The organism is Streptomyces mauvecolor, assembly GCF_039532965.1.
GTDB lineage: Bacteria > Actinomycetota > Actinomycetes > Streptomycetales > Streptomycetaceae > Streptomyces > Streptomyces violascens.
This window is the reverse complement of the sequence record NZ_BAAASQ010000016.1, coordinates 163,252-190,053: the sequence shown is the minus strand read 5'-3', so window position 1 is coordinate 190,053 and position 26,802 is coordinate 163,252. Positions and strand designations below refer to the sequence as shown.

The 26,802-nt window shown below is 72.5% G+C and carries 20 protein-coding genes, 1 tRNA gene and 1 pseudogene; 9 read left to right on the top strand and 13 right to left on the bottom strand.

What is annotated here, in order from left to right:
* Positions 1-129: 129 nt before the first annotated feature.
* The 4 genes from tmk to ABD346_RS22135 all read left to right on the top strand — a co-directional run bounded on the left by tmk (position 130) and on the right by ABD346_RS22135 (position 6,749).
* Positions 130-3,408, top strand: coding sequence for a dTMP kinase (tmk, locus tag ABD346_RS22150; protein WP_344377040.1), 3,279 nt, complete (start codon positions 130-132; stop codon positions 3,406-3,408).
* A 286-nt stretch (positions 3,409-3,694) separates the two neighbouring features.
* On the top strand, positions 3,695-4,900 hold the full coding sequence (locus ABD346_RS22145; protein WP_344377039.1) for a DNA polymerase III subunit delta': 1,206 nt from the start codon (positions 3,695-3,697) through the stop codon (positions 4,898-4,900).
* Positions 4,901-5,020: 120 nt separating this feature from the next.
* Positions 5,021-6,580: an alpha/beta hydrolase gene (locus ABD346_RS22140; protein ID WP_344377038.1), complete on the top strand. Its 1,560-nt coding sequence runs from the start codon at positions 5,021-5,023 to the stop codon at positions 6,578-6,580.
* Positions 6,581-6,675: 95 nt separating this feature from the next.
* Positions 6,676-6,749, top strand: a tRNA-Thr gene (locus ABD346_RS22135).
* 306 nt (positions 6,750-7,055) lie between these two features.
* Here the strand turns inward: ABD346_RS22135 and ABD346_RS22130 are convergent.
* On the bottom strand, positions 7,056-8,315 hold the full coding sequence (locus ABD346_RS22130) for an MFS transporter (RefSeq protein WP_381228005.1): 1,260 nt from the start codon (positions 8,313-8,315) through the stop codon (positions 7,056-7,058).
* Positions 8,312-9,715: a GH1 family beta-glucosidase gene (locus tag ABD346_RS22125; protein ID WP_344377167.1), complete on the bottom strand. Its 1,404-nt coding sequence runs from the start codon at positions 9,713-9,715 to the stop codon at positions 8,312-8,314. The genes ABD346_RS22130 and ABD346_RS22125 overlap by 4 nt, the downstream gene beginning before the upstream one ends.
* 278 nt (positions 9,716-9,993) lie before the next feature.
* On the opposite strand from ABD346_RS22125, the gene ABD346_RS22120 reads away from it, so the two are divergent.
* From ABD346_RS22120 to ABD346_RS22110, 3 genes and pseudogenes are all read left to right on the top strand, one after another.
* Entirely contained in the window at positions 9,994-10,653 is a 660-nt protein-coding gene (locus ABD346_RS22120) for a histidine phosphatase family protein (protein WP_344377037.1), read from the top strand.
* A 388-nt stretch (positions 10,654-11,041) separates the two neighbouring features.
* A pseudogene (locus tag ABD346_RS22115) lies at positions 11,042-11,548 on the top strand (SigE family RNA polymerase sigma factor); the annotation flags it as partial.
* A 77-nt stretch (positions 11,549-11,625) separates the two neighbouring features.
* On the top strand, positions 11,626-12,870 hold the full coding sequence (locus ABD346_RS22110; RefSeq protein ID WP_344377035.1) for a hypothetical protein: 1,245 nt from the start codon (positions 11,626-11,628) through the stop codon (positions 12,868-12,870).
* A gap of 62 nt (positions 12,871-12,932) precedes the next feature.
* Here the strand turns inward: ABD346_RS22110 and ABD346_RS22105 are convergent, their stop codons facing one another.
* Both ABD346_RS22105 and ABD346_RS22100 read right to left on the bottom strand, forming a co-directional pair.
* Complete coding sequence (locus tag ABD346_RS22105) at positions 12,933-14,651, bottom strand: bifunctional 3'-5' exonuclease/DNA polymerase (RefSeq protein ID WP_344377034.1); 1,719 nt, start codon at positions 14,649-14,651, stop codon at positions 12,933-12,935.
* Positions 14,652-14,720: 69 nt separating this feature from the next.
* Positions 14,721-16,031, bottom strand: a complete 1,311-nt coding sequence (locus ABD346_RS22100) for a LuxR C-terminal-related transcriptional regulator (protein WP_344377033.1) — start codon at positions 16,029-16,031, stop codon at positions 14,721-14,723.
* A gap of 195 nt (positions 16,032-16,226) precedes the next feature.
* Between ABD346_RS22100 and ABD346_RS22095 the strand changes: the two genes are divergently transcribed.
* A complete protein-coding gene (locus ABD346_RS22095; RefSeq protein ID WP_344377032.1) occupies positions 16,227-17,135 on the top strand; it encodes an NADP-dependent oxidoreductase in 909 nt (302 codons plus the stop codon).
* On the opposite strand, the gene ABD346_RS22090 is transcribed toward ABD346_RS22095, so the two are convergent.
* Positions 17,125-17,895 (bottom strand): GDSL-type esterase/lipase family protein, encoded by a 771-nt coding sequence (locus ABD346_RS22090; RefSeq protein ID WP_344377031.1) that lies wholly within the window; start codon positions 17,893-17,895, stop codon positions 17,125-17,127. The two genes, ABD346_RS22095 and ABD346_RS22090, sit on opposite strands and share 11 nt — an antisense overlap.
* An 87-nt stretch (positions 17,896-17,982) precedes the next feature.
* Here ABD346_RS22090 and ABD346_RS22085 point away from each other — a divergent pair, with 87 nt between their 5' ends.
* Entirely contained in the window at positions 17,983-19,017 is a 1,035-nt protein-coding gene (locus ABD346_RS22085) for an SdiA-regulated/phytase-like domain-containing protein (RefSeq protein WP_344377030.1), read from the top strand.
* Here the strand turns inward: ABD346_RS22085 and ABD346_RS22080 are convergent.
* The 8 genes from ABD346_RS22080 to ABD346_RS22045 all read right to left on the bottom strand — a co-directional run bounded on the left by ABD346_RS22080 (position 18,975) and on the right by ABD346_RS22045 (position 26,401).
* Positions 18,975-19,637, bottom strand: coding sequence for a DUF4360 domain-containing protein (locus ABD346_RS22080; protein ID WP_344377029.1), 663 nt, complete (start codon positions 19,635-19,637; stop codon positions 18,975-18,977). The two genes, ABD346_RS22085 and ABD346_RS22080, sit on opposite strands and share 43 nt — an antisense overlap.
* A gap of 350 nt (positions 19,638-19,987) precedes the next feature.
* The gene (gene serC, locus ABD346_RS22075) at positions 19,988-21,106 is read right to left on the bottom strand and encodes a phosphoserine transaminase (RefSeq protein ID WP_344377028.1); all 1,119 of its coding nucleotides are present in this window, start codon (positions 21,104-21,106) and stop codon (positions 19,988-19,990) included.
* A gap of 102 nt (positions 21,107-21,208) precedes the next feature.
* Entirely contained in the window at positions 21,209-22,456 is a 1,248-nt protein-coding gene (locus ABD346_RS22070; RefSeq protein ID WP_344377027.1) for a cytochrome P450 family protein, read from the bottom strand.
* Positions 22,453-23,682 (bottom strand): cytochrome P450, encoded by a 1,230-nt coding sequence (locus tag ABD346_RS22065; RefSeq protein WP_344377026.1) that lies wholly within the window; start codon positions 23,680-23,682, stop codon positions 22,453-22,455. The genes ABD346_RS22070 and ABD346_RS22065 overlap by 4 nt, the downstream gene beginning before the upstream one ends.
* Positions 23,679-24,287: a GTP-binding protein gene (locus ABD346_RS22060; protein WP_344377025.1), complete on the bottom strand. Its 609-nt coding sequence runs from the start codon at positions 24,285-24,287 to the stop codon at positions 23,679-23,681. The genes ABD346_RS22065 and ABD346_RS22060 overlap by 4 nt, the downstream gene beginning before the upstream one ends.
* On the bottom strand, positions 24,268-24,615 hold the full coding sequence (locus tag ABD346_RS22055; protein ID WP_053730805.1) for a DUF742 domain-containing protein: 348 nt from the start codon (positions 24,613-24,615) through the stop codon (positions 24,268-24,270). Before ABD346_RS22055 ends, ABD346_RS22060 begins: the two co-directional genes overlap by 20 nt.
* Positions 24,612-25,013: a roadblock/LC7 domain-containing protein gene (locus ABD346_RS22050; RefSeq protein WP_344377024.1), complete on the bottom strand. Its 402-nt coding sequence runs from the start codon at positions 25,011-25,013 to the stop codon at positions 24,612-24,614. The genes ABD346_RS22055 and ABD346_RS22050 overlap by 4 nt, the downstream gene beginning before the upstream one ends.
* Positions 25,010-26,401, bottom strand: coding sequence for a sensor histidine kinase (locus tag ABD346_RS22045; RefSeq protein WP_344377023.1), 1,392 nt, complete (start codon positions 26,399-26,401; stop codon positions 25,010-25,012). Before ABD346_RS22045 ends, ABD346_RS22050 begins: the two co-directional genes overlap by 4 nt.
* Positions 26,402-26,802 lie beyond the last annotated feature (401 nt).

Here is a 26,802-nt window from a genome sequence, read left to right as displayed (position 1 = left end):
ACGGGGGGTCGGGGCACACGCCCCGGCCCCCCGTTCCGCGTTGAGCCGCGGTGGAGCCCGAGTCGTGCCGTCCGCCCATATGTTCGGGCACCCCCGCGAGGACCGGCGCGCTCCGGATAGGCTGGGCGGATGACGCGAGGAGCCGAGCACCCCCCAAGCTCTGAAGGAGTCGTGAGCCCCATTTCCGACGCCCTGGCCGCAGACTCACGCGAGCGCGCCGTACGCGCCCTGCTGCGCATCCCTTCGCTGCGGCGGTTGTGGAGCGCACAGCTCGTCGGCGGGATCGGCGACGCGCTCGCCGTACTCGTCACGCTGCTGCTGGCGTTGCAGGCCGCGGTGGAGCAGCAGTCCTTCGGCGGCGGGTACCGGGGGGCGGCGTTCGCCGTCGCCGCGGTGCTCGGCGCCCGGGTGTTCGCGACGGTGCTCTTCGGTGCCGTGCTCCTTGGCCCGGTCTCCGCGCTGACCGCGCCGAAGGGGCCGCTCGACCGGCGCTGGACGATGGTCGGCGCCGACGGCGTACGGGCGGCGCTGCTGATCGTCGCCCCGCTGTGGATCGACTGGACGCCGGCCAACGCCCTGCTCCTCATCCTCGTCACCGCGTTCCTCGCGGGAGTCGCCGAACGGTTCTGGACGGTCGCCAAGGAGAGCGCGGCGCCCGCCCTGCTGCCCGCGCCTCCTCTGGAGGGCGCCGCCGTTCGGCCGCTGCCGGACCACCTGGACGCGCTGCGCAGGCTCTCGCTGCGTACGACCTTCGTGGCGATCCCGCTGGGCGCCGCCGCCCTGCTCGTCGCGGCGCTCGTGAGCAACCTCCTCGGGACGGGCATCGACTGGTTCAAGCTGCACCAGGCCGCGCTCGGCTCGTACCTCGCCGCCGGGCTCTTCGCCGCGTCGATCTCCGTGGTCGCCCTGCTCGAACTGCCCGACACCCAGACGCCGCGGGCCCGTTCGCCCCTTGAGGGGCTGCGCAGGCCCAGCACCGGAAACGGCCCCGACAAGGGACGTACCGGCGCCGTCCCGCTGCTCGTGCTCGCCTGCGCCTCCGTCGTCGGCGCCATCGCCGCGGCCGCCTCGCTCGCCGTGCTGCACGCCGTGGACCTGGGCGGCGGCCCGGCCGCGTTCGCCCTGCTGATCCTCACCCTGACCGGTGGCACGGTGCTCGGCATCCGTACCGCCGCCAAGATCCTTCCGGTGCTCTCCCGGCGCCGCCTGCTCTCCCTCGCGATCGCCGTCACCGGCGTCTCGCTGCTCGCCATGGGCCTCGTGCCGGACCTCGCGACCGTGCTGTTCATCGCGCTGATCGCGGGCGTCGCCGCCGGTGTCGCCGCGAACACCGGGCACGTACTGATCGACCAGGAGACCGAGGAGTACCGCAGGGCCCGCACCGCTGAGCACCTCCAGGCCGTCGTACGGGTCTCGACAGGGCTCGGTGCGATCGTCGCGCCGCTGCTCGCCGCGGCCATCGGCAGCCACCGCGTCGAGGCGGGCTCCTTCGTCTTCGCGCACGGCGGCGCCGGATTCACGCTGATGCTGGTCGGCGCGCTACTCCTGCCCATGGCCGCGGTCGTGCTCGCCAAGGCCGACGACCGCCAGGGCGTGCCGCTGCGGCGCGACCTGGCCGACGCGGTGCGCGGCGCCGACCCGGTCCAGGCACCCGCCGCGACCGGCTTCTTCATCGCTCTGGAGGGCGGCGACGGGGCAGGCAAGTCCACCCAGGCCGAGGCACTCGCGGAGTGGATCCGGGCCAAGGGCCACGAGGTCGTCGTGACGCGTGAGCCGGGTGCGACGCCGGTGGGCAAGCGGCTGCGGTCGATCCTGCTCGACGTGTCGTCGGCCGGCCTGTCCAACCGCGCCGAGGCGCTGCTGTACGCCGCCGACCGCGCGGAGCACGTCGACTCGCTGGTACGCCCCGCCCTGGAGCGCGGCGCGATCGTCATCTCGGACCGGTACATCGACTCGTCCGTGGCCTATCAGGGGGCGGGTCGTGATCTGTCTCCGACCGAAGTCGCCCGGATCAACCGGTGGGCAACTGGCGGACTTGTTCCGAATCTGACCGTTCTGCTCGATGTTTCGCCCGAAACGGCGCGCGAGCGCTTTACAGAGGCGCCGGACAGGCTGGAGTCGGAGCCGCCGGAGTTCCACGGACGGGTGAGGTCGGGGTTCCTCACCCTGGCCGCCGCCGACCCTTCGCGCTACCTGGTGGTCGACGCCGGCCAGGAGCCGGAAGCCGTCACCACGGTCGTACGCCACCGGCTGGACCAGATGCTGCCGCTCTCCGAGGCCGAGGTCAGGGCCCAGGAGGAGGCGCGCAGGAAGGCCGAGGAAGAGGCCAGGAAGCGCGCCGAGGAAGAGGCCGCGCGCAAGGCCGAGGAGGAGCGCCTGGAGCGTGAGCGCCAGGCCCAGCTCGCCAAGCTCCGTGCCGAGGAGGAGGAGCGCAAGCGGCGCGAGCTCGAAGAGGCGCGCCTGCGTGAGGAGGAGCGTCAGGCGGAGGAGGCCCGGCAGCGGGCCGAGGAGGCCAGGCGCCTCGCCGAGGAGGAGCGCGTACGCCGCGAGGCCGAGGAGAAGGCACGCGCGGCCGAGCAGGAACGCCTGCGGCAGCAGGCGGAGGAGGAAGCCCGGCTGCGCGCCGAGGCGGAGGCACGCCGCCTGGAGAAGCAGCGCAAGGCCGAGGAGGCGCTGCTGCGCGCGGAGGAGGCGCGTCGGCTGGCCGAGGCCGCGGCGGTTGCCGCGGTGGCGGAGGCGGCTGCCAAGGAGGCCGGTTCGGCCGCGTCCCGTTCGGCGGGGTCGGCCGGTCCGGCCGCGGCGAACGCGTCCGGGGCGGTTGGCTCGGCTGGTTCCGGCAGGTCGTCCGGTCCCGCCGGTTCGTCCGGCTCGGCCGGTTCTGCCGATGCTTCGGAGTCGGAGATCACCGTGGAGACCCCGGTGGTCAGCCCGAACGAAGTGACCCAGTCGGTGCCGGTCGCCGAGCCCAACGAGGTCACCCAGCCCGTGCCGGTGGCCGAGCCGGGTGAGGCGAGTGGGGCGGGGACCGAGTCCGGTCGTGCCTCCGACGCCGAGGAGACGACGGTTCTGCCGTCGGTGCCGGACGCGGGTCGGAACGCCGGCCGGGACGCCCGGGCCGCCGACGAGACCGCGGTGCTGCCGCCGGTGCGCGACGCCGATCCGGCGGACCGGGTGCCGCCGGGCCTCTTCCGCGACGAGCGGGAGGCCGGGCACCAGGGGGACGGCGGCAACGAGCGCACGCGTGAACTGCCGCAGATCGACCCGGAGACGGGCCAGGAGCGGCCGCGCCGGCGTTCGGACTGGGCGGAGGAGACCCCGCTGGACGACCTGCCGACGCTTGCGGACGAACTGCTCGGCCCGCGCGACGACGAGGACGACAACCCGCGCGGCGGCCGTCGCAGGCGCTGAGCGAACCGGGTGGGTCGGTTCGCACCGATTCGCCCCGGGACCGGCAGGGCAGTACCCGCCCGGATGGGGTCCGCCGAACCCCCGGCATTCGTGCTGGCACGCAGAGGAAGCCGCGTGCCAGCACGATCGTTTCGGGGGCCGGAATTTTCTAGAGTTCTGAGTGCCGCAGGACGGGCGAGCACCACCGCACTCTCCTGACCTGTGGGGTTTTGCCCGCCGGCGTCCGTTGTCAGTGGGGTGGCGCACAATGGGGCGCAGCAGTGACCGCAGGTACGGAGGGCAGTCGATGGCCGTGTGGGACGACCTGGTGGGCCAGGAGCGGGTGCAGGAGCAGCTGGGTGCCGCCGCCCGGGATGCCGATGCGCTCGTCACCGCCGAGCGTTCCGGTCAGCCGCGCCCCGAGGCGTCGAAGATGACGCACGCCTGGCTGTTCACCGGCCCGCCCGGCTCGGGCTGCTCCACCGCGGCCCGAGCGTTCGCCGCGGCGCTCCAGTGCGTCAGCCCGGACCGCGCGCTCGGCGGCGCACCGGGCTGCGGCTTCTGCGACGGATGCCATACGGCTCTGATCGGTACGCACGCCGATGTCACGGTCATCACCACCGAGGGCCTCACCATCGGCGTCAAGCAGACCCGCGAGCTGGTGCGGGGCGCCCAGATGTCACCGTCCGGCGGCCGCTGGCAGGTGATCATCGTCGAGGACGCCGACCGGTTCACCGAGCAGGCCGCCAACGCCGTCCTCAAGGCCGTGGAGGAGCCCGCCCCGCGCACGGTGTGGCTGCTGTGCGCGCCCTCCTTGGAGGACGTGCTGCCCACCATCAAGTCCCGCTGCCGCCACCTCACCCTGCGCACACCGCCGGTCGAGGCGGTCGCCGACGTGCTGATCCGGCGCGACGGCGTCGAGCCCGAGGCCGCGTACGCGGCGGCCCGCGCCACCCAGGGCCACATCGGCCGGGCCCGCCGCCTGGCCACCGACGCCTCGGCCCGGGCCCGGCGGGCCGCGGTCCTCAAGGTGCCGCTGCGGGTCGACGACGTGGGCGGCTGCCTCAAGGCCGCGCAGGAGCTGGTCGACACCGCCGCGGAGGACGCCAAGCAGATGGCCGAGGAGGTCGACGTCAAGGAGACCGAGGAGCTCAAGGCCGCGATGGGCGGGGTCGCCGGCGGCCGCATGCCGCGCGGCACCGCAGGGGTGATGAAGGAGCTGGAGGACAGGCAGAAGCGCCGCAAGACCCGCACGCAGCGCGACAGCCTGGACCTCGCGCTCACCGAGCTGACCGGCTTCTACCGGGACGTCCTCGCGCTGCAACTCGGCACCAGGTCGGCCATCGCCAACGAGGACGTACGGGACGCGGTGGACCGGATCGCCCGCGCGTCCGGCCCCGAGCGCACGCTGCGCCGCATCGAGTCGATCCTGGCGTGCCGCGACGCCCTGGACCGCAATGTGGCGCCGCTCTTGGCGGTGGAGTCGATGACGCTCGCCCTGCGGGCGGGCTGAAACCGGCAGGGGGGACCGGCCATGGGGGATGTGGGGCGGGCGAGGTTGACGGGATCACCCGTACGAGCCGCACCGTCGCGCAGCGCATACATCACGTCACCGGGCGGATACGCTCCGGAGATGGACTCCAGGCGCCTGCTCCGCACTTCAGCCATCGCCGCCGCGACGGCCGGCCTGCTCATCTCCGGCTGCTCGTCGGGCACTTCGTCCACGTCCGCGACCGCCTCCCCGCACGCCGCGACGAAGGCGGGCCCCGCCGATGCCTCGACGGCCCAGCGCCTCGCCCCGTACTACACGCAGAAGCTGAGCTGGCGGGCGTGCGGCGTCGGGAAGTTCGAGTGCGCCACGATGAAGGCGCCGCTCGACTACGCGAAACCCGCCGGGCCCTCGGTCAACCTCGCGGTGGCCCGGGTGAAGGCGACCGGTCCCGGCAAGCGGATCGGATCACTCATGGTCAACCCGGGCGGCCCGGGCGGCTCTGCGGTCGGCTACCTCCAGTCGTACGCGGGCATCGGCTACCCCGCGCCGGTCCGGGCCCGCTACGACATGGTGGCCGTGGACCCGCGCGGCGTGGCCCGCAGCGAACCCGTCGAATGCCTCACGGGCAAGGAGATGGACGCGTACACGGAGGTCGACCAGACCCCCGACGACCCGGCCGAACAGGCCGCCCTGGCCAAGGCGTTCAAGGACTTCGCGAACGGCTGCGAGGCCAAGTCCGGCAAGGTCCTGCCGCATGTCTCCACGGTCGAGGCGGCCCGGGACATGGACATCCTGAGGGCCGTTCTCGGCGACCAGAAGCTGTACTACCTCGGCGCCTCGTACGGAACGTTCCTGGGGGCGACGTACGCGGAGCTCTTCCCCTCCCGCACCGGCCGCCTCGTCCTCGACGGCGCGATGGACCCGTCCCTCTCCTCCCTCGACATGAACCGCGAGCAGACGGCCGGGTTCGAGACCGCCTTCCAGTCCTTCGCGGCGGACTGCATCAAGCAGAAGGACTGCCCGCTGGGCGCGGACTCCGTCGAGGACGCCTCGGACCGGCTGCGGAAATTCTTCAAGGCCACCGACGCCAAACCGATCGCCACCGGCCAGAGTCGCCAGCTCGGCGAGTCCCTGGCCACCACGGGCGTGATCGCCGCGATGTACGACCAGGCGGCGTGGCCCGAGCTGCGCACCGCGCTGACCCGCGCCATGAACGGCGACGGCGCGGGCCTGCTGGCCCTGGCGGACTCGTACTACGAGCGCGACACGAGCGGCAAGTACGCGAACCTGATGTTCGCCAACGCCGCCGTGAACTGCCTGGACCTCCCGCCGTCCTTCGCCGGCCCGGCCGATGTGGCGGCGACGCTGCCCGCCTTCGAAAAGGCCTCCCCCGTGTTCGGCGACGGCTTCGCCTGGTCCGGCCTGAACTGCACGTACTGGCCGGTCAAGGCCACCGGCACCCCGCACCGCATCGAGGCGAAGGGCGCCGCGCCGATCCTGGTCGTCGGCACCACCCGCGACCCGGCGACCCCCTACAAGTGGGCCGAGTCCCTCGCGGCCCAGCTCTCCTCCGGCACCCTGCTCACCTACGAGGGCGACGGCCACACCGCGTACGGCCGCGGCAGCGACTGCATCGACACCGCGATCAACACCTACCTCCTCGACGGCACCCCACCGGCCAAGGGAAAGCGCTGCTCATAGCCCCGAAGGGCGTCGCCACGACCCTGGTCGGGAGCACTCCAGAAACTGTGTAGACTTGGCGACGCTGCTGCTCGCACCATGGTGCGCAGGGCGGTGCCGCCTTAGCTCAGTTGGCCAGAGCAACGCACTCGTAATGCGTAGGTCTCGGGTTCGAATCCCGAAGGCGGCTCTGTAGAAGCCCCAGGACTCACTCGCCGTGACCTGGGGCTTTTGCTTTTTTCCGGGTGGGGTTGCTGCGGGTCTGCGTGTTTCTCCGTGATGCGGATATGCCGTGCCCAGCGGGTGACGGCCCCTACGAGGAGTGCGATCAGGGTCGCTCCCCAGTCGATGACGTGGGGGAGGCCGGGGAAGAAAGCGAAGAAGGCGAGTGCGCCGGCGGAAGCCGCCTGAGTGCCGTTGGACCCGCTCGGTCTGAACGGCCGAGGCCACGGCCTTGGCCTCTGTGCGGACGCCGGGCACAGTGACGCCCGCCCCCTCACCCCACCCCCCGAATCCGCCCCACCAGCAAAGACCCGCCCACCCCGATCACCCCCGCCAGTGCGTACAGCACCCCGTAGCCGCCCAGGTGGGTCACCACCGGGGCGGCTATCGCGGGGGCCAGGACCTGGGGGAGGGCGTTGGCTATGTTGATCAGGCCCAGGTCGCGGCCCCGGTCGGTGGCGCTGGGCAGGACGGCGGTCAGGAGGGCGAAGTCGACCGAGGTGTACACGCCGTAGCCGACCCCGAGGATCAACGAGGCCACCACCGCGCCCGTCCAGGTCTGCCACACCGCGAGCAGCAGCGTCGCCGCCGAGATCACCAGGCCGGACCACACGACGAACACCTTGCGCCGGCCCGTGCGGTCCGACCAGATGCCGCTGATCACCACCGTGCCGAGCAGCGTCACCGCGTCGAGGGCGGTCAGGATGAGCACCCCCGTGTCCGCGTCGCCCTCGTAGCGCACCGCGTCGGTCAGGTAGTACAGCAGGTACATCGTGCTGATCGAGTACGACAGGTTCATCAGGAAGCGGGTCAGCCACGCCCAGCCGAAGTCCGGGAAGCGGCGCGGGTCGATCCAGAAGCCCGATATGAACTCCCGCCATTGGAAAGCCGCTTGATCGGCCGACAGGAGGCGGGTGTCTCGGCGCATCGCCGCGTACGGCACCACCGCCAGGAGCGAGAACGCCGCGCACACCACATACCCCGCGCCGACACCGCCCGCCGCCGTCGCCAGCGCCGTGCCCACCAGGATGCCGCCCACCTGCGACACGCCCAGCCAGCCGCCCACCATGCCGCGCCGTCGGGGTGGGACCTGGTCCGGGACCGCCGCCGTCAGGGCGGCGAACGACGCGTTCAGCGCCAGCTGCACCAGGCACCAGCCTGCCGTCATCACCGCCACCCCCGGCGCCCACGCCAGGATCAGGAGCCCCGCCACCCCGCCTGCGCCGCCCGCCACCACCCACGGGATCCGGCGGCCCACCCTCGCCGTCGTACGGTCCGACAGCGCGCCGAACACCGGGTTCGCCACCATCGAAACGGCGGCTCCCATGCCCGTCACCAGGGCGAGAGTCGATGCCTTGTGGTCGGGGGCGAAGTGTTCGGCCTGGCGGGCCAGGAGGAGTTGCAGCGGGCCGAACCAGCCCACCCACACCCCCAGGTTGGCCAGCGACAGCGCCGCCACCCAGCGCCCGCCCGGCCGCTCCCCCTTGTTCGGCCCCGGCCTGCCCAGGGCTCTGGCCCCGGGCTCCACTGTCACCGCCCGTCCCCGGCTACGTCCGCGACCGCGCCCCGGATGACATCGCGATACCAGGCGTACGAGGCCTTCGGCGTGCGCGCCAGCGTGTCGTAGTCGACGTGGACCAGGCCGAAGCGCTGCCGGTAGCCCTCCGCCCACTCGAAGTTGTCCAGGATCGACCAGATGAAGTAGCCGCGTACGTCCACGCCCTCCGCCATCGCCCGGTGCAGGGCGCGCAGATGCCCGTCGTGGTACGCGATCCGCCGGGCGTCGTCCACCCGTCCCGGGTCCTGCGGGTCGGGGCCGTCGCCGTACGAGCAGCCGTTCTCGGTGATGAGGATCGGGGGGAGTGCATCGCCGTACCGGGTGCGGAAGGTGAGCAGCAGCTCGTGCAGGCCGTCGGGGACGACGGGCCAGCCGAAGTCCGTGCGCTCGTGGCCCTCGATCTCGTGCAGGCCGAACGGGAGGTCCGGCGGGAGGTCGATCCCGGCCAGGGTGGTTACCGCGTCCGCCTTCGGCGCGCCCACCAGGGCCGGGTTGTAGTAGTTGATCCCGTACCAGTCGAGGGGAGTTGAGATCGTCTTCAGGTCCTCGGCGACCGGGCCCGGCATCAGCTCGGCCCAGCCCTCGGGGTAGGCGCCGGTCAGGATCGGGTCGGCGAAGAGACGGTTCATCAGCGTGTCGTACAGCTCTGCCGCCGCGCGGTCCTCGTCCGTGTCGCCCGCCGTCCACACCGGGCTGTGCGAGGCCGCGATGCCGATCTCCCGCGCCCCGGCGGCCCGCAGCGCCTCGACTCCCATGCCGTGGGCGAGCAGTTGGTGGTGCGCGACCGGCAGCGCGTCGAAGATCAGCCGCTTTCCGGGGGCGTGTTCGCCGAGGCCGTACCCGAGGAGCGTGATCTCGGCGGGCTCGTTGAGGGTGATCCAGCGCGGCACCCGGTCCGCGAGCCGCTCCGCGACGATCGAGGCGTACGAGGCGAACCGCCGCGCCGTGTCCCGGTTCAGCCACCCTCCGCGCTCCTCCAGGGCGAGGGGGGTGTCCCAGTGGAACAGGGTGGGGACGGGGGTGATCCCGGCGGCGCACAACTCGTCGACCAGGCGGTCGTAGAAGTCGAGGCCCTGCTGGTTGACCGGACCTTCTCCGGTCGGCTGGACCCGGGACCACGAGATCGAGAACCGGTAGGCCCCGACGCCCAGTCGGGCCATCAGCGCGACGTCCTCGCGGTAGCGGTGGTAGTGGTCGGTGGTCCTGTCCGCGTGCGAGCCGTCCTTGATCCGGCCGGGATCCCTGGTGAACGCGTCCCAGGTCGAGGGGCCCCGGCCATCGGTGTCCACCGCGCCCTCGATCTGGAACGCGGACGCGGACACCCCCCACAGGAAGCCGGACGGGAAGGCGGGCAGCGGCGGCGGAAGCGGCGGCATCATGGGGGAACCTTTGGGCCCGGGGATGTGTCCTGTCAATGGAAAGTGAACAATTTTCATGTTCCGGAGTCCGGGTTCCAGGGTCCGGTTCCAGGGTCCGGTTCCAGGGTCCGGTTCCAGAGTTCGGGCCCAGGGTTCGGGTTCTGGGGTTCAGTTCTGGAGTCGGGTTCCGGAGTCCGGGTTCCGGAGTTCAGGTTCCGGAGTTCGGGTTCTGGGGTTCCGTTCTCCAGTCCGGTTCCAGAGTTCGGGTTTTCAGAGTTCTCCCAGGGAGCAGTAACGTGCAGCACTCCGCGCCACCGACCACCGCCACCCGCTACCTCTACCTCGCCCGGCACGGCGACGCCGGGCACGAGGGGCCCGCGCTGACCCACGCGGGGCGGAGCCAGGCCGCGTTGCTCGGGCGCCGGCTCGCCCGGGTGTCGTTGGACTCCGTGCACCACGGGCCGCTCGGCCGGGCCGCCGAGACCGCGCGGCTGATCGCCGCCCAGCTGGACGGCGCAACGGCCACGGAGGCCGAATGGGCCGGGGACTACGTGCCGTACTGGCCGGAGCGGGGCGAGCTCCCGGAATCGGACGCCGACCGCATCCTCGACTTCCTCGGCGACCCGGAGCCGGCCGAGCGGGAGGCCGGGCTCCGGCTCGTACGGGAGGCGATGGCGCACTGCACCGGGCCCGTCGCCGGTGCCTCCGCCCGCCACGAACTCGTCGTCACCCACAGTTTCCTCATCGCCTGGCTGGTGCGCGCCGCGCTCGACGCCCCGGAATGGCGCTGGATCGGGCTCCACGTCGGAAACGCCGCCCTGACCGTCATCCGGTACGCACCCGACCGGCCCGCCTCCGTACTGCTCCTCAACGACATGGCGCACCTGCCGGCCGAGCTGAAGTGGACCGGGTTCCCGAAGGAGTTCGGGGCCGAGTTCGGCGAACTGGGGGTCTGAGGTCCGCCGATTCGGTCCACCCGGTCCACCCGGTCCACCCGGTCCATCCGGTCCATCCGGCCCATCCGCAGGGGTGGTCTCCCGCTCCGAAAACCCGGGTGAAACATTGCGGGGGGCCTCGCGCGTCAGTGGGGTGTAGGGGGAGAACGAGCAACGGGCGGGGGCGGGGCGAGCCGTGAGGCAGCCGTGGGGGCAGGGGAGGGTGGGCCTTTCGGAGAGGTCGGGTCCATCGCAGACGCCGGGCCTGGCAGAGAGGCCTGGCCCATCTGGCGTACTGGACGGCCCGGACAGTCCGCACAATCCAGATAGTGCGGATAGTTCAGATGGTCCGGACGTTCCTGACGGCCAGGAACGGGTCCGGCGGCTCGGGCGGTCCGAGCGATCCGCCCGGTCCGGCCGCGCCGAGGAGTTCCGGGAGTTCGCCACCGGGCGCGCGGGACAGCTCTTCCGGTCGGCCTGCCTGCTGACCAGCGGGGACACTCATCTCGCCGAGGATCTCGTGCAGGAGACGCTGGGCCGGATGTACGCGCTGTGGGGGCGCGTCTCCCGGATCGACAACCCGGCCGGCTATGCGCAGACCGTGCTCGTACGGACCTTCCTCACCCACCGTCGTCGCCGCTCGGCCACCGAACGGCCGCTCGGTGAACTCCCCGACCGCGCGGCGGCCGGCGGCGAGGACCCGGCGCTGCGTGTGGCCCTGCTCGACGCGCTGGGGCAGCTGTCGCCCAAGGACCGGGCGGTCGTCGTGCTCCGCTACTGGGAGGACCGCAGCATCGAGGAGACGGCCGACGCCATGAACGTCAGCTCGGCCGCCGTCCGCACCCGCTCGGTGCGCGCCCTCGCCAAACTCCGTGAACGCCTCGGCGGCTCCCTCGCGGAGTACGCCGACCACTGACGCCCGGCATCAACTCCCTTATCGCAAACGGCAGTTACGGCACTTTCAGCGACCAGAACAGGAAGGCGTGGTTTGTCATGCCCTTTGAGGACCGGCTCGGCGAGGCCATGCGCCACACCGGAGGCAGCTTCGAACTCGGCGAACGCCGCGACCTGGTGGAGTCCAGCCTGATCCGGGGTCGTCGCCGGCTGGCCCGGCGTCGCACGGCCGCCGTCACCGGCAGTGTGCTCGCGCTCGCCGTGGTGGGCCTCGGCGGCGCGTACGCCGCCGGGCTCGTCGGGGGCGAGGGCGGGGGCTCCTCGGTGGCCGCGCCCCCGAAGCCGACGCGGCAGGCCGACGGGGCCATGAGCGGCGAGCAGATGGTCTCGCTCTTCAAGTCGCTGCTGCCCGCGGGCGGCACCGTGACGAAGGAGCAGGGGAGCGGGCCGGGCGATCCGGGGACCTCCGGCAAGCCGGATGCCTCGTCCGCGGCGTCCGTCTCCGGGGTGTTCGACGACGGGAACGGGCCCGGCCTCGTCGCGCTCGGGGTGAGCCGGGTCGATCCGGCCGCCGAGGCCGGCGGGCAGCAGGTCACCTGTCCCGCCAAGGCCCTCGTGGACTACGACTCCTGCCGGACCGAGCAACGGCCCGACGGCTCCCGGTACATGCTGCTCCAGGGCTACGAGAACCCGAACCGCGGCGACCTGACCAAGGCCTGGCGGGCCGTCCTGCTCACCCCGAAGGGCACCCTGGTCGACGCGAGCGAATGGAACGCGCCCACCGAGAAGGGATCCCGGGTCAGCCGCGAGACACCGCCGCTCACCGCCGGGCAGCTCAAGGCGCTGGTCGTCTCGCCCAAGTGGCTCTCGGTGGCGGACAGTCTCCGTGCGCCCGAGAAGGCGGACAGGCCCGTCGGCAGCGGGCCCTCCGCCGAAGCGGTCGAGAAGCAGCTCATCGCGCTGCTCCCGGCGGGCAAGGGCCTCAAGGCCGGCGAGAAGGGCGGCCAGGACGGCTACGCCTTCGTCGTGGTCGACGACGGCAAGGGCAAGAGCCTGGTGCAGATCAATGTGCAGTCCGGGATGTCGGACGTCGTGCCGGAAGGCGCGACCTCGACGCTGGCGGACGGCACCGTGCTCGGCCTGGCGAAGAAGCCGGGTGAGAAGGGCGGGGCCGGGGTGGTCTCGTGGATCGCCGACACGGTGCGGCCCGACGGGTTCCGGGTCGTCGTCTCCGCCATCAACTCCGAAAGCCAGCACAAGGCGGCCACGCGCACCGAGCCCGCCCTCACCCTGGACGAGCTGAAGGCCATCGCCCTCGACCGGCACTGGCTCACCCTCAAGTAGCGTGGCTCTCCGGTGGCTCTCCGGTGGCTCTCCGGTGGCTCTCCGGTGGCTTGACCGGTCGGCTACTTCGCGTCCGAATAGCGCTCCACCACCGCCGTCGTGAACGGGAACCGCACCGGTGTGTCCCCGAAGGTGATCCGCCCGGCCAGCTCGCCGGCCTCGCGGATCGCCTTCGCCACGGTGTCGGCCTCCTCGGCGGGGCAGTGCACGATCACCTCGTCGTGCTGGAAGAAGACCAGCTCGGCCCGGAGCCCCGCCGTGAAGATCGCCTGGCGCAGCGCGGCGAGCAGCAGCAGCGCCCAGTCGGCGGCGCTGCCCTGCACCACGAAGTTCCGGGTGAACCTGCCGCGCGCCCGGGCGTCGCTGGAGGCGTACCCGGGGGTGAACTCCCGCCCCGAACCGGTCGGTTGATCGCCCTCGTCCTGCGGAATGCCCGCCTCGTCGGCCTCGCCCGCACCCGCGACGGGCGGGCTCGTCCTGCCCAGCCAGGTGCGGACGAGCCGTCCTTCCTCGCCCGCCTTCGCCGCGTCGTCCACGTACGCCACCGCGAGCGGGAAGCGTCTTCGCAGCGCGGCCAGATTCTTCAGGCCGTCGCCCGAGGTCTGGCCGTACACCGCGCCGAGCAGGGCGAGCTTGGCGTGCTCGCGGTCGCCGGAGAACGCCCGGTCGGACAGTGAGGTGTACAGGTCGCCGTCGTGGCCCGCCACCTCCATCAGACCGGGGTCGCGGGAGATCGCGGCGAGCACCCTGGGCTCCATCTGGTCGGCGTCGGCGACCACCAGGCGCCAGCCCTCGTCGGCGACGACCGCCTGCCGTATCACCTTGGGGATCTGCAGCGCGCCGCCGCCGTTGGTCGTCCAGCGCCCGCTGGCCGCGCCGCCCGGGGTGTACTCGGGCCGGAAGCGGCCGTCACGCACCCAGTCCTGCAGCCAGCTCCAGCCGTGCGCGGTCCAGATCCGGTACAGCTTCTTGTACGCGATCAGGGGCTCCACCGCCGGGTGGTCCAGCTCGGCCAGCTCCCAGCGCCGCGTCGACTTGATGCGGATGCCGGCCTCGCCGAACGCCTTCACCACATCGGCCGGCAGGTCCGGCCTGACCCGCCGCCCGAACGCCGCCGACACCTGGTCCGCGAGCTCCGCCAGGCGGCGCGGCTCACCCCCGCCGCCCGTGCGGGGCGAGCCGCTCGCGTACCGCTCGCCGAGCAGGCCGTGCAGCACCGCGCGGTGCACATCGGCCCGCCACGGCAGGCCCGCCCGGTTCATCTCGGCGGCGACCAGCATCCCCGCCGACTCGGAGGCGGTGAGCAGCCGCATCCGCCCCGGATGCTCGGTGCGGTTGTGCCGGCGCTGCTGGTCCGCGTACACCTCGAGCAGCGCCTCGAAGGGCAGTCCCGAGGTGTTCCGGGGCTCGAACAGCGAGGACTGCGAGCCCGGTTCGGCCGCCCTCGGCGGCGGGTCGGCCGGTACGGGTCTGTTGTGCAGGCGGGCCCAGGCGGCCGCCGCCGAGCGGGGCTCGCCGAGCCGACCCTCGTGGCCGAGCAGCAGCAACTCGGCGTCCTCGATGTCGTAACACCGCTCGACCCTGACCCCGGCCGTGAGCAGCCGGGGGTAGATCTCGGCGGTGGACCGCCACACCCAGCGGCCCACCTCGGGGCGCGCGCGGACGGCCGCGACCAGGTCGGCCTCCTCGCGCACCTCGCCCGCGGGCAGCCCGTCGTCCCCGAGGGGTGCGAGCCGTGCCCCGCCGCCCTCGGTCGCCTCGACGGCCCACCGTTCGTTCACGCGATCGAGTCTGGCACCCGCCACTGACAACGGCCCGCAGCCGCGACCCGGCGTGCGAAAAGGGAGCGGCTACGCCACCGCGTGCAGCATCGCCGCCGCCTCCCCGCGCGAGCTCACCCCCAGCTTGGCCAGGATGTTCGCGACGTGGAACTTCACCGTCGACTCGCTGATGTGCAGCTCCTCGGCGATCGTGCGGTTGCGGTGGCCCTGGGCGAGATGGCCGAGCACCTCCGCCTCGCGCGGGTGCAGCCCGGCCAGCGGATCGACGCGCGGGCTAGGGGCCGTGCCCAGCGGCAGGGTCGCGGTGACCGTGGTGCCCCAGCCGGGCAGCGCGTCCACGGCCAGGGTGCCGCCGAGCGCGGCCAGGCGCTGAGCCACGCGGTGGCTGTCGAACGCGGCACGGGACAGCTCGCCGGGCCCGTCGTCCCGTACGGCCGCGATCAACTGGCAGTCGACGATCCGCCAGCGGACGTGGATCCGGCGCACCCCTTGCTGCCCGGCCATGGCGAGCACCAGGGCGCGTACGGCGGCGCGAGAGAGATGGGCGATCTCGGATGCGACCGGCATCTCGGCGGTCTCCGCCTCCGGCGGCGCGCATTCGAGCCGCACCTCGCTGTGGCGGAGCAGCGGCTTCAGGGAGTCGGCGAGCCGGGCGAAGGCTTCGGCGGCCGGCTCCTCCGTGAGCTCCTGGTTCCGGTCGGCCTCGGCGCGCAGCGCGACCAGGGCGGACACCGCGAGGTCGACGGCGCGCGAGCGGGCCGTCCGGTCCTCCAGGTTCTTGCTGCGCAGCACGCCGAGCAGCGCGGTGAGCGCGGCCTCGTGGGCCTCGCCCAGCTCGGCGATCACGCGGGCCCGCTCGGCGGCGGTGGACCGCGACTGGGCGAGCGTGCCCGGCACCGCCTCGATCGCGAGCCGGGCCCGATGGCCGGTCACCAGGTCCCACAGATGCTGGACGATCTCGCCGTCCGCCTCCGTCAGCAACGCTCCCGGCGACTTGCGTACGAGAACGAGCAGCGGCGGCCGCACGGCCATGGGCGCGGCCTCGCTCGCGACCGCCACCACGGCCTGTTCCACCCCGCCGACCACGGCCGTGCCCTGCCAGGGGAGGCCCGGCGTGACGCGCGGGCCGAGCTCCTGGAGGTCGTTGACGGAGACCCGGGTCCCCGCGTCGCCGTGCACCTTGAACGGCGAGTGGCTGCAGTGCCCCGACAGTTCGGCGGCGACCGTGTGCGCGACCAGCGGCGCGACGGCCTCGGAGAGGGTCGGCAGGATCTGGTCCATCGGCCCGTGCACCAGCTCGGCGGCGCGCGCGAGCGCGAAGGCGGCTGGCGTCGTAACGGTGGCGGCGCGGGGTGTACTGCGGCTCGTGCGGGGCTCCATCGCCCCAGCGTACGGTCGGCGCGGCCGTCCGTGCCCAGCCTTGTGGCCAGGTCGAACCGGCCGTAAGACGGGCCGGGTTGGGCCGGCTGGCGACGGAAGCTGGACGCACGACGTGGTGAACCACCCCACGGTGGGCCATTCATGGCGATCCACCACAACGTGGACGGCGTAGTGAGCGATACGAGGAGTGCTGTGATGGAAGCGATCGTGTACGAGCGGTTCGGCGGCCCCGAGGTGCTGGCCCTGGGCGAGGCCGAGAAGCCCTCGCCGGGCCCCGGCCAGGTGCGCGTGAAGGTGGTCGCCGCGGGCGTCAACCCGATCGACTACCGGATCCGCAACGGCTGGATGCAGCACAACTTCCCGGTGACCTTCCCGGCCGTTCCGGGCCTGGAACTGGCGGGCATCGTCGACGAGCTGGGCGAGGGAGTCACCCGTTTCGCGGTCGGCGACGAGGTGTTCGGGCACTCCGACACCGGCGCGTACGCCGAGTACGCCCTGGCCACCCGCGTCGTGCGCAAGCCGGCCGAGCTGACCTGGGAGCAGGCCGTCGCCCTTCCGGTGGCGGGCGAGACCTCCGAGCGGGTCCTGCGCCTGCTCGAACTGGCCGAAGGCGAGACCCTGTTGATCCACGGTGCCGCGGGCGTGACCGGCTCGGCCGGCGTGCAGCTCGCCCTCGCCCGGGGCGCCAAGGTCATCGGCACCGCGTCCCCCGGGAACCATGACTTCCTGCGCGAGCTGGGCGCGATACCCCTGGCGTACGGGCCGGGCCTGGTCGAGCGGGTGCGCGAGGTCGCCCCGCAGGGCATCGACGCGGTGTACGACGCGGCCGGCAAGGGCGCGCTGCCCGACTCGATCGAGCTGCGCGGCGGCACCACCTCCCGCATCGTCACCATCGCCGACACGACCGCCGCCGACCACGGTGTCCCTTTCAGCGGTGTGGCCACCCCGGACCCCGAACCGATCTACGAGGCCCACGCCCGCCTGGTCGCCGAGGGCCGGCTGCGCATCCGCCACGCCGAGACCTTCCCGCTCGCCGACGCGATCAAGGCTCTGGAGCTGAGCGAGGGCGGCCACACCAAGGGCAAGCTCGTCGTCACGCCGTGACGCCGGCCTGCTCCGGCGGTCCCGGCGCCTTCGAAGTGCCGTGCGGGGCGGGCCGGTTCGCGGTCAGGGACCGGTCGTCCTGCGGCGCGTAGCGGGCGCCCAGTTCCCAGGCGCCGTGCAGCGTGTCCGCGAAGGCCGCCGCCAGCTTGTGCTCGCCGCTGGGGCCCGGGTGCGTGCCGTCGTAGGTGTCCTTGTGAATGTCGTACGAGTCCGGGACGGTGGCGAGCAGCAGCGGCGAGGCGGCCGTGTCGAGGTCGGCGACCGCCTTGGCGAGCAGCTCGTTGAAGCGGGCCACCTCGGCCGCGAAGGGGGCGTCCTCCTCGGCCCGGATGTTCGGGATGACGGGCAGCAGGGCGATGCGGACCCGCGGGTTGGCCTCGCGGGCGCCCTCGACGAAGCCGCGCACATTGGCGGCGGTCTGGCCGGAATCGGTGTAGAAGCCGAGGTCTATCAGGCCGAGCGAGACGAGCAGCACGTCCGCCCGGCTCTCCGCGACCGCAGGGCCGATCACCGGGGCCATGTGCAGCCAGCCCTCGCCCCAGCCCGCGAGGTGGCGGCGGGCGGCGGCCGGGAAGGCGGGGTCGGCGTACTCGTGCGAGACGGGCGCCCCGGCCGCCGTGTCGTACAGCGCGGTGCGCGGGCCGACGATCTCGTACGGGCCGTCGAAGCTCGCTTCGAGGTGGCGCCACATGCGGTAGCGCCAGGTGAAGTCGCCGGGGCATCCGATGGTCATGGAGTCGCCGACGAAGAGAAAACGCATGGGGGTCATCATTACCGATCGGTACGCGGTGCTGCGACGTGACGGTGGACACCCCGGGTGCCGGACGCGGCCGTGGACACTGGGGGGATGCGTTCGCTTCTGAGGGTGTGCGGGGTGGCCGGGCTCGTCCTGGTGTGTGCGGCAGGGCCGGCCGTGGCCGACGACGGCGGGTTCACCATCAAGGACCCCCGCATCAAGGAGTCCAGCGGCCTCGCCGCGAGCCGCGCCCACCCCGGCATCTACTGGACGCACAACGACAGCGGCGACGGCCCGTACGTCTACGCCGTGGACGCGAAGACCGGGCAGACCGTCGCGCGGGTCACCATGGAGGGCATCGGCCGGCCGCGCGACGTGGAGGCGATCTCGATCGGACCCGACGGCGACCTCTATGTCGGCGACATCGGCGACAACCTGGACGGCTCCTGGAGCCACGTCTGGATCTACCGCTTCCACGAGCCGGCCCAGCTGAAGGACCAGACGGTCAAGGCCACGCAGTACGTCGTCCAGTACGCCGACGGGCCGCGCAACGCCGAGGCGCTGATGGTCCATCCGAAGACCGGCCGGGTCTACATAGCCTCCAAGCGCGAGAGCGGCGGCGGCCTCTACGAGGGTCCGGCCTCGCTCTCCGCCTCCGGTACGAACGTCTTCCGCCGGGTGGGCGAGGTGCCCTGGGTGACCGACGGCGCGTTCTCGCCGGACGGTACGAAGCTGGCGCTGCGGGGGTACTTCGCGCTGGCCGAATACGCCTGGAAGGGCGGGGCGAGTCCGCTCGGCGACTGGCACGCGGTGCCGGGCACGCCGGTGCAGGCCCAGTCCGAATCCGTGACGTACACCCCGGACGGTACGGCCCTGATGGTCGGCTCGGAAGGGGCGGACAGTGACGTCGTACGCGTCCCTCTGAAGGAGGACGGCGCCAAGTCGCCCTCGGAGGGCGGCAGTTCCACCGGTTCGGGTGACGGCGCCGGCGGCGGGAACTATCTGCTCGGCGCGATGGTTCTGGCGGGCGCNGCGCCGCGGCCGCTGAACGGCCGCCCCGGCCGAGGGGCCCGCACCTCGCGGTACGGGCCCCGTGACGCGGCTCAGCGCCGCTGGTCCGGGCACTCCTTCCAGGCCAGGTGGTAGATGGTCTGGATGTTGCCGTCGGTGGAGTCCATGGCGATGAAGCTGTTGGTCTTCGGGTCCGAGGTGCCGGCGTTCGCGCGCAGCTCGGTGTTGATGTTGAAGTTGCGCTGCACGCCGCAGGGGGCCCAGACCAGCTGGCCCCAGTCGGTGGAGTCGGTGGCCTCCCAGTCGCTGTCGTACGGGCCGTTGAACGGGTGCGTTCTGCTCGCCGTGTCCGGCGAGCCCTGGAAGTAGTACGAGGCCTTCTGGGTGGCGCTCGCGCCGCTCTCCAGGTGCGCGTAGCCGCGGTAGTCGGCGCTCGCGATGGCGTAGGTGAAGCCCGAGGGCACGTGCACGATCAGGTTGAGCTGGCAGTTCTTGCGGAAGTCGGTGGGCTTGGAACCGACGCCCACCTGCGCCAGGTACTGGCTGTAGGTGACGGTGAAGGCGGTGTTGTCCGGGGCGACGGCGACCGCTGCGGTGCCGATGGGGCAGCCGGATCCGTTGACGGTCGCGACCTCGATCACGATCTTGTCGGGCGGGGCGATGATGCTGGACGGCGCGATGGGGGCCGCCTGGGTGAAGAGCGAGGACGCGAGGAACGCTGCGGTCGCGCCGCCTGCGAGAAGTGCACCGGGCATGGTGAAGCTCCGATCGGTCGGTCGGTGGCCTTGCGTGGATGTGGGGAGTCCAGCCGAGCGTTCATGCCCTCGACGCGACATGGCCGAGCCATGATGGTTGAGGCATGAACATGTCAAACCTTCGGACCGGTCCGGCCGTGGTGCGGTGCGCGCCGGACCGCTTTGGATGGTAGGGACCAAGTCCGGTGCGGCATAGGGCGGTTATCGGCCGCAGCGCTCCGCTGGGGCGGCGGGGATCCATGTGCGGGTCGGGTGGGGGCCGGTCGCCCGGTTCCCCGCGCCCTTTCACGGCATGCGAAGGGCCCGGCACCCATGACGGTGCCGGGCCCCTGTTCGCGGAGCCGAGGGGCTCAGAGCTGTTCGATCACGTAGTCGATGCAGGCCGTCAGGGCCTCGACGTCGGCCGGGTCGATCGCCGGGAACATGGCGATGCGCAGCTGGTTGCGGCCGAGCTTGCGGTACGGCTCGGTGTCGACGATGCCGTTGGCGCGCAGCACCTTGGCGATCGCGGCGGCGTCGATGTCGTCCGCGAAGTCGATCGTGCCGATGACCTGAGAGCGCTTGGCCGGGTCGGTGACGAAGGGGGCGGCGTGCTTGGAGTCCTCGGCCCAGCCGTACAGGGTGCCCGAGGACTCGGCGGTGCGGGCCGTCGACCAGGCGAGGCCGCCCTGGCCGTTGATCCACTTCAGCTGCTCGTTGAGCAGGAACAGGGTGGACAGGGCGGGGGTGTTGTACGTCTGGTTCTTCAGCGAGTTGTCGATCGCGGTCGGCAGCGAGAAGAACTCCGGGACGTGGCGGCCGCTCGCGTGGATGCGCTGGGCGCGCTCCAGGGCGGCGGGCGAGAACGCCGCGAGCCACAGGCCGCCGTCCGAGGCGAACGACTTCTGCGGGGCGAAGTAGTAGACGTCCGTCTCGGTGATGTCGACGGGCAGGCCGCCGGCGCCGGAGGTCGCGTCCACCAGGACGAGGGAGCCCTCGTCGGCGCCCGCCACACGCTTGATCGGGGCGGCGACACCGGTCGAGGTCTCGTTGTGCGTGAACGCGTACACGTCCACGCCCGCCTCGGCCCGCGGGTCCGGGTGCGTGCCCGGGTCGCTGCTGATGACGGTCGGCTCGGCCAGCCAGGGCGCGAGCTTTGCGGCCTTGGCGAACTTCGACGAGAACTCGCCGAAGTTCAGGTGCTGGGACTTGTTCTCGATCAGGCCGTGCGTCGCGACGTCCCAGAACGCGGTGGAGCCGCCGTTGCCCAGGATCACCTCGTAGCCCTCGGGGAGGGAGAAGAGATCGCGGATGCCCTGGCGGACCTCGCCGACCAGGTTCTTGACCGGGGCCTGGCGGTGGGACGTGCCGAGGAGGGAGGTACCGGTGGCGGCCAGGGCGTCCAGCGCCTCCGTACGCACCTTGGAGGGGCCCGCGCCGAAACGGCCGTCGGCGGGCTTCATGTCAGCGGGAATCTGGATCTCAGCCACGTTCGCGAGCGTATCCGGTTCTGGGCCACCCGGTCCGCCGGGTCCGCCGGATGAGACGGTCCCCACAGGCCGGGCGGAGCCCCCCCGGGCGAGCGGGTCGGCCTAGGTCAGGCGTACCGGCAGGTCGAACAGGTCGTTCTGGGTCACTATCGGCTTGTTGCGGAGCTCGGCCCGGGGGACCGCCAAGGTCAGGGAAGGGAAGCGGGCGTACAGGGCCGGGAGGGCCACGCCCGCCTCCAGGCGGGACAGGGCCGCGCCCGGGCAGACGTGCGGGCCGTGGCCGAAGGAGAGGTGCCGCGCCGGGGCCGGGGTGCGGGTCACGTCGAAGTCGCCGGCCGTCGCGCCGTGCTGCGCCTCGTCGCGGCCTATCGCCCCGAAGGAGACGATCAGCGCCTCCCCCGCCGGCAGGACACGGTCACCCACCACCACATCCTCCGTCGCGAAGCGGAACAGGACGTGCGAGGTCGGCGTCGACCAGCGCAGCGTCTCCTCGATCACGTTCTCCCACGGCACCGCACCGTCGAGCACCAGCTTGCGCTGCGAGGGATGCGTCTCCAGAGCCACCACCGCGTTCACGATGAGGCTGATCGTGGTCTCGTGGCCCGCCGCCACCATCAGCTGGAGGGTGTTGGTGATCTCCTCCGTCGTGAGGTGATCGCCGTCCTCGGAGGCGGCGATCAGCGCGCTCGTCAGGTCGTCGCCCGGCGCCTGCCGCTTGGACTCGACGATCCGTCCGAACAGCTCGCCGAGGTCCGCCATCATCTGCGGCACCTCCTCGGGAGGCGTCTGCGTGGAGAAGAACTTCTCGAAGAGGGCCTTCAGGCGCGGATGGTCAGCCGCGTCCACGCCCATCAGCTCGCTGATCACGTTCATCGGCAGGGGGTAGGCGAACTCCGCCTTCAAGTCCACCACGTCGCCTGCCGGGAGCGCCGCGAGGCGGTCCAGCATGGACGTCGTCAGCGCCTCGATGCCCCCGCGCAGCCGCTCCACACGCCGTACGGTCAGCGCCTGGGCGACCAGGGTGCGCAGGCGGCGGTGCTCGTCGCCGTCCACCGTCAGCATCGAGCGGCCCGGGTTGGCCAGCCCGATCAGCGGCCAGTCCGGCGGGATCTCGCCGCGCTGCCAGGCGCCCCACACGTCGATGTCCTTGACCAGGCGCGAGTCGGTCAGGAGCCGGCGGGCCTCCGCGTGGTGCGTCACCGCGTAGCAGGCCACCCCGCCCGGCAGCACGACCCGTACCAGCGGACCGGCCGCGCGCAGCGCCGCGCTCTCGGCGTCGAGGTCGCTGACGAACGGGTCCAGGGTGATCGCGCCGCCGTGGTCCACGGGGCACTTCGTCGGGCTGCTCATCGGGCTGCTCCAAGGGCGGGAGTGGGAGTGAACGTCACGGGAAGCTCGGTCAGACCCCGCAGCCACGGGGACGGGCGGCGGGTCAACTGCCCGGCGGGCGCGGCGAGATCGACGTCCGGCAGCCGGTCGAGCAGCACCTCGATGCCGGTCCGCGCGATGACCTCGGCGACCTCCTGCGCGGGAAACGGGCAGCGGTGCTCGCCGTGCCCGAACGAGAAGAACGCGCTGTTGCCGCCGGTCAGCGCGCCCGCGTCGGTGCGTACCTGAGGGTCGCCGTTGGCCGCGGCCAGGCCGAGCAGGAGCAGGTCGCCGGCGCGGATGTGCTGCCCGCCGAGGTGGGTGTCGCGGGCGGCCCAGCGGCCCGCCACGTTCTGGGTGGGCGTGTCCTCCCAGAGCACCTCGTTCATGGCCTCGCCGACGCTGTGCCGACCGCCCGCGAGCGAGGCCGCGAACCGGTCGTCGGTCAGCATCAGGCGCAGCGAGTTGCCGATCCAGTCGGCGGTGGGCTGGTGCCCGGCGGCCATCATCACCATCAGGTCCTGGCCGACCTCCTCGACGGAGAAGCCGTACGGGTTGGCCAGCATCCGGGATGCCACGTCCTCGCCGGGCTCGACCTGCTTGGAGGTGAGCAGCGCGTACATCGACTCGGCCAGATGGCGCTGGCCCTCCAGGGCGCCCTCCCGGCCGTTGATCATGTCGTTCATCGCGGTGACCAGGCCCGGGCCCTGCTCGTCGGCGAACCCGTAGAGCCGGGCCAGGACGCGTACCGGCAGGAGCATCGCGTACTGGCCGACGATGTCGCAGCTGCCCGCGCCGCACAGCGCGTCGATCAGCTCGTCCGCGAACCGCTCGGCGTGGCTGCGCAGTTCGAACGGGTCGACGGCCTCCAGGGCGCCCGAGACCATCGCGGCCCGTTCGCGGTGGCGCTCGCCGACGGTGTAGAGGATCGACGGCTGCTTGCGGCCGATCATGGGAAGCAGCGGCCAGTCGGCGGGGATGCGGTCCCACTGGCTCCACAGGTCGGAGTCGCGCGAGAACAGCACCGGGTCGCTGGTGACCTGGTGCAGTTCGCGATAGCCGAGCACCAGCCAGGCCGGCACGTCGCCGTCCAGGACGACGGGCGCCACCGCGCCGTGGTCGCGCCGCAGGTCGCGGTACAGCTCGTTCGGCTCGGTCTGGAACCGGGGGCCGCTCAGCGGGACGGGGGCGGGGGTGTGGCTCGTCACGGTGTGGGCTCCGGTGCCTTCTGCAGGCGTGCGAGATGTTCTACGAGGGTGATCAGGACGGTCTTGCTGGACGCGCGGGAGCGGGCGTCGCAGCGGATCAGCGGCACTTCGGGCGGCAGGTCGAGGGCCTCGCGGACCTGGGCCTCGGTGTGCGGCGGCCCGCCGAAGTCGTTGCACGCCACCACGAACGGCGTGCCGTGGTGCTCCAGACGGTCGATGGCGTACCAGGAGTCGGCCAGGCGCCGGGTGTCGACGAGGACGACCGCCCCGAGCGTGCCCGCGAACAGCCGGTCCCACAGGAACCAGAACCGCTCCTGGCCGGGCGCGCCGAACAGGTACAGGACGTTGTGCGCGTCCAGGGTGATGCGGCCGAAGTCGAAGGCGACCGTGGTGGCCGTCTTCGTACGCACCCCGTCGAGGTCGTCCACGGCCTCGCCCGCCTTGGTCATGGTCTCCTCGGTGTTCAGCGGACGTATCTCGCTGACCGAGCGCACCATGGTCGTCTTTCCGACGCCGAAACCACCGACGACGACGATTTTCAGGCCGTTGTCCGCGGTCCCCGCCAGCGCGGGCCGTGCGGGCCGTTCAGAGGTTTCGGAGGCCAACGAGCACCTGCTCCAGGATGTCGGGGTCGGGAAGGCGATGGGCCGAGCGGGGGTGGCGGGCGCTGATGCGGCCCGTGTCGTGCAGGTCGGCGAGCAGGATGCGGACCACCGTGACGGGCAGGCCGAGCTCGGCCGCGATCTCCACGACCGCCGTCGGGAAGCGGCACATGCGCAGGATCGCCACGTGCTCGGACTGCATGCCGGGCACCGGGTCCGACTCGGTGACCACCAGCGTGACCAGGTCGAAGGCGTCCGAACCGGAGCGGCTGCGGCCGCCGGTGAGGGTGTAGAGCCGGTCCGGCGAGTCGTCCCGGCCCGGCCTGCTCATGCCCGCGGCTCGGCGCTCAGGTATTCGCCGAGCTGCTCCACCAGCTCGGACATGTTGTGGCCGACGAGCCCCGCGTCCGCGTCCTCGGCGGCGACCACCGCGAGGTGCGCGCCCTCGCCGGCCTCGACGATGAAGAGGATCCCGCCGTAGAACTCGGCCATCGCGGAACGCACTCCGCCGCTTCCGTCGCCGAACTCCATCGACGCCCCGTGCGACAGGCTCTGGATGCCCGCGGCGATCGCGGCCAGCTGGTCGGCCTGGTCGACGGAGAGCTCCGGCGTACGGCACAGCTTGAGGCCGTCGCGGGACAGGACGAGGGCGTGCCGGGCGCCGGGGGTGCGCTCCAGGAGGTTCTCCAGGAGCCAGTTGAGCTTCTCGTCGGTGGTGGTGCCGGTCATTCGGTGTTGCCTTCCGGGGTGGGGGAGTTCGCGCGTACGGCCTGGCGGAAGCTGCTGAAGCGGGCGGCCGCGTCCGATGCCGCGGTCGAGGCGCGGGCCGGGGCCGCCGGGGCGTCGGGGCCCTCGGGGTGCGCCGCGGCGAGCGCCCGCCCGCGCTTGCGCCTGGGCAGCCCGCTCTCACCGAACTGCGGGAATTCGCCGCTGGTTTCGGCGCTGGTGACGGCGACGGGCTCGACGGCGGCCTCCGGCTCGGCGGCCGGCTCGTGGGTGGCCTCCGGCTCGGCGTCCGCCTCCCGCGCCTTCGGCGTCCTGGGTTCCCGCGGTACGTCGATGGCGGGCGCGGCCGGGGCCGGAGTGACGTGGGTGATCAGCTCGTGCGGGAGCAGCATCAGCGCGCCGGTGCCGCCGCGCGCGGAGGGCCGGAACGACACCGTGAGGCCGTGCTTGCGGGCGAGGCGGCCGACGACCGCGAGGCCGAGCCGGGTGCCGGAGAGCCCGGCCAGGTCCAACGACCGGCCGGAAACGGCCTGTTCGGCCCGGCGCAGCTGCACCTCGCTCATGACCAGACCGCTGTCCTCGACCGTGATGATCACCCCGGCCGGCACTTCCTCCACATACACATGGACCTCGGCGGTCGGCGGCGAGAAGTTGGCCGCGTTGTCGAGGAGTTCGGCGAGCGCGTGCATGACGCCCTCGGCGGCGTGCCCGGCGACGGCCGCGTCGCTGGTCGAGTGCAGACGAACGCGCTGGTAGCCGCCGATGCGGCCCATCGCGCCGCGCAGGATGGACTCCATGACGATGGGCCTGGCCCAGCGGCGGCCCGAACGCGCACCGGTCAGTACGGCGATGGAGTCCGCGAGGCGGCCCGCCTGTGCCGTGCGGTGGTCGAGGTGGAGGAGGTCGCCGAGCACTTCCTCGTCGGCGTGCCGGTGCTCCATGTCGCGCAGGTCGGCGAGCATGCCGGTGGCCAGTGCCTGCATGCGGCCGGCCGCGTTGGCGGTGGCGGCGAGCGCGGCGGCACGCGCCGACTCGGCGCGGCGGAGCTCGGCGGTGTGGGCGGCGACCAGGGCCTTGCGCTCGGCGGCCTGAGCCGCGTCGAGGCGTACCGCGTCGGCGCTGCGCCGGGCGGCGTTGGCCTCCTGGGCGCTGATCTGGCCGTTGAGCGAGGCGAGCCGGGAACGCAGCACACGGTTGCGCAGCACGTTGTGGGTCACGGCGTACGCACCGGCGCTGAGCAGGGCCGCCGCGGCGCCGAGGCTCCAGCCGACTACGGCACGGGTGCCGGGCGCGGCCGCGACCACCGCCACCGTGCAGAACGCGCCGGTGACCACCGCGGTGATCAGCAGGGCCAGCGCGGAGGGGCGGGTGAGGGAGGGCGACGCCGTCATCGATCAATGCCTTACAGCGCTTATGGCGGTCGAGGGGCAAGCGGGGGTGGGGGCCGGTGTGGAAGGTGGTGTTCCTGTTCCTCGGGGAACGAGGGGCAACTATAGGAGAGTTGGTGATCGATTTGGATAGTTCTTGGTGAAGATTCCCGCTCAGCAAGGTCGTTGACCGGCCACATTCGGCTCATCTTGGTCTGTTTCCGGACACGGGACGGACACGGGACAGCCACGGCGTGGCCTGTGTGGCGCTGGGCCCGTACGGGAGCGCCGCCGGGCATCCTGGGCCCATGGCAGATGGTGCGAAGGCCCACGGACGGAAGCGCGAGCAGGGGCAGGAGCAGAACCGGGAACCGGAACGAGGGCAGGGCTCCGGCCCGGCCCGCGACGCGGCCCATGACGTGGAC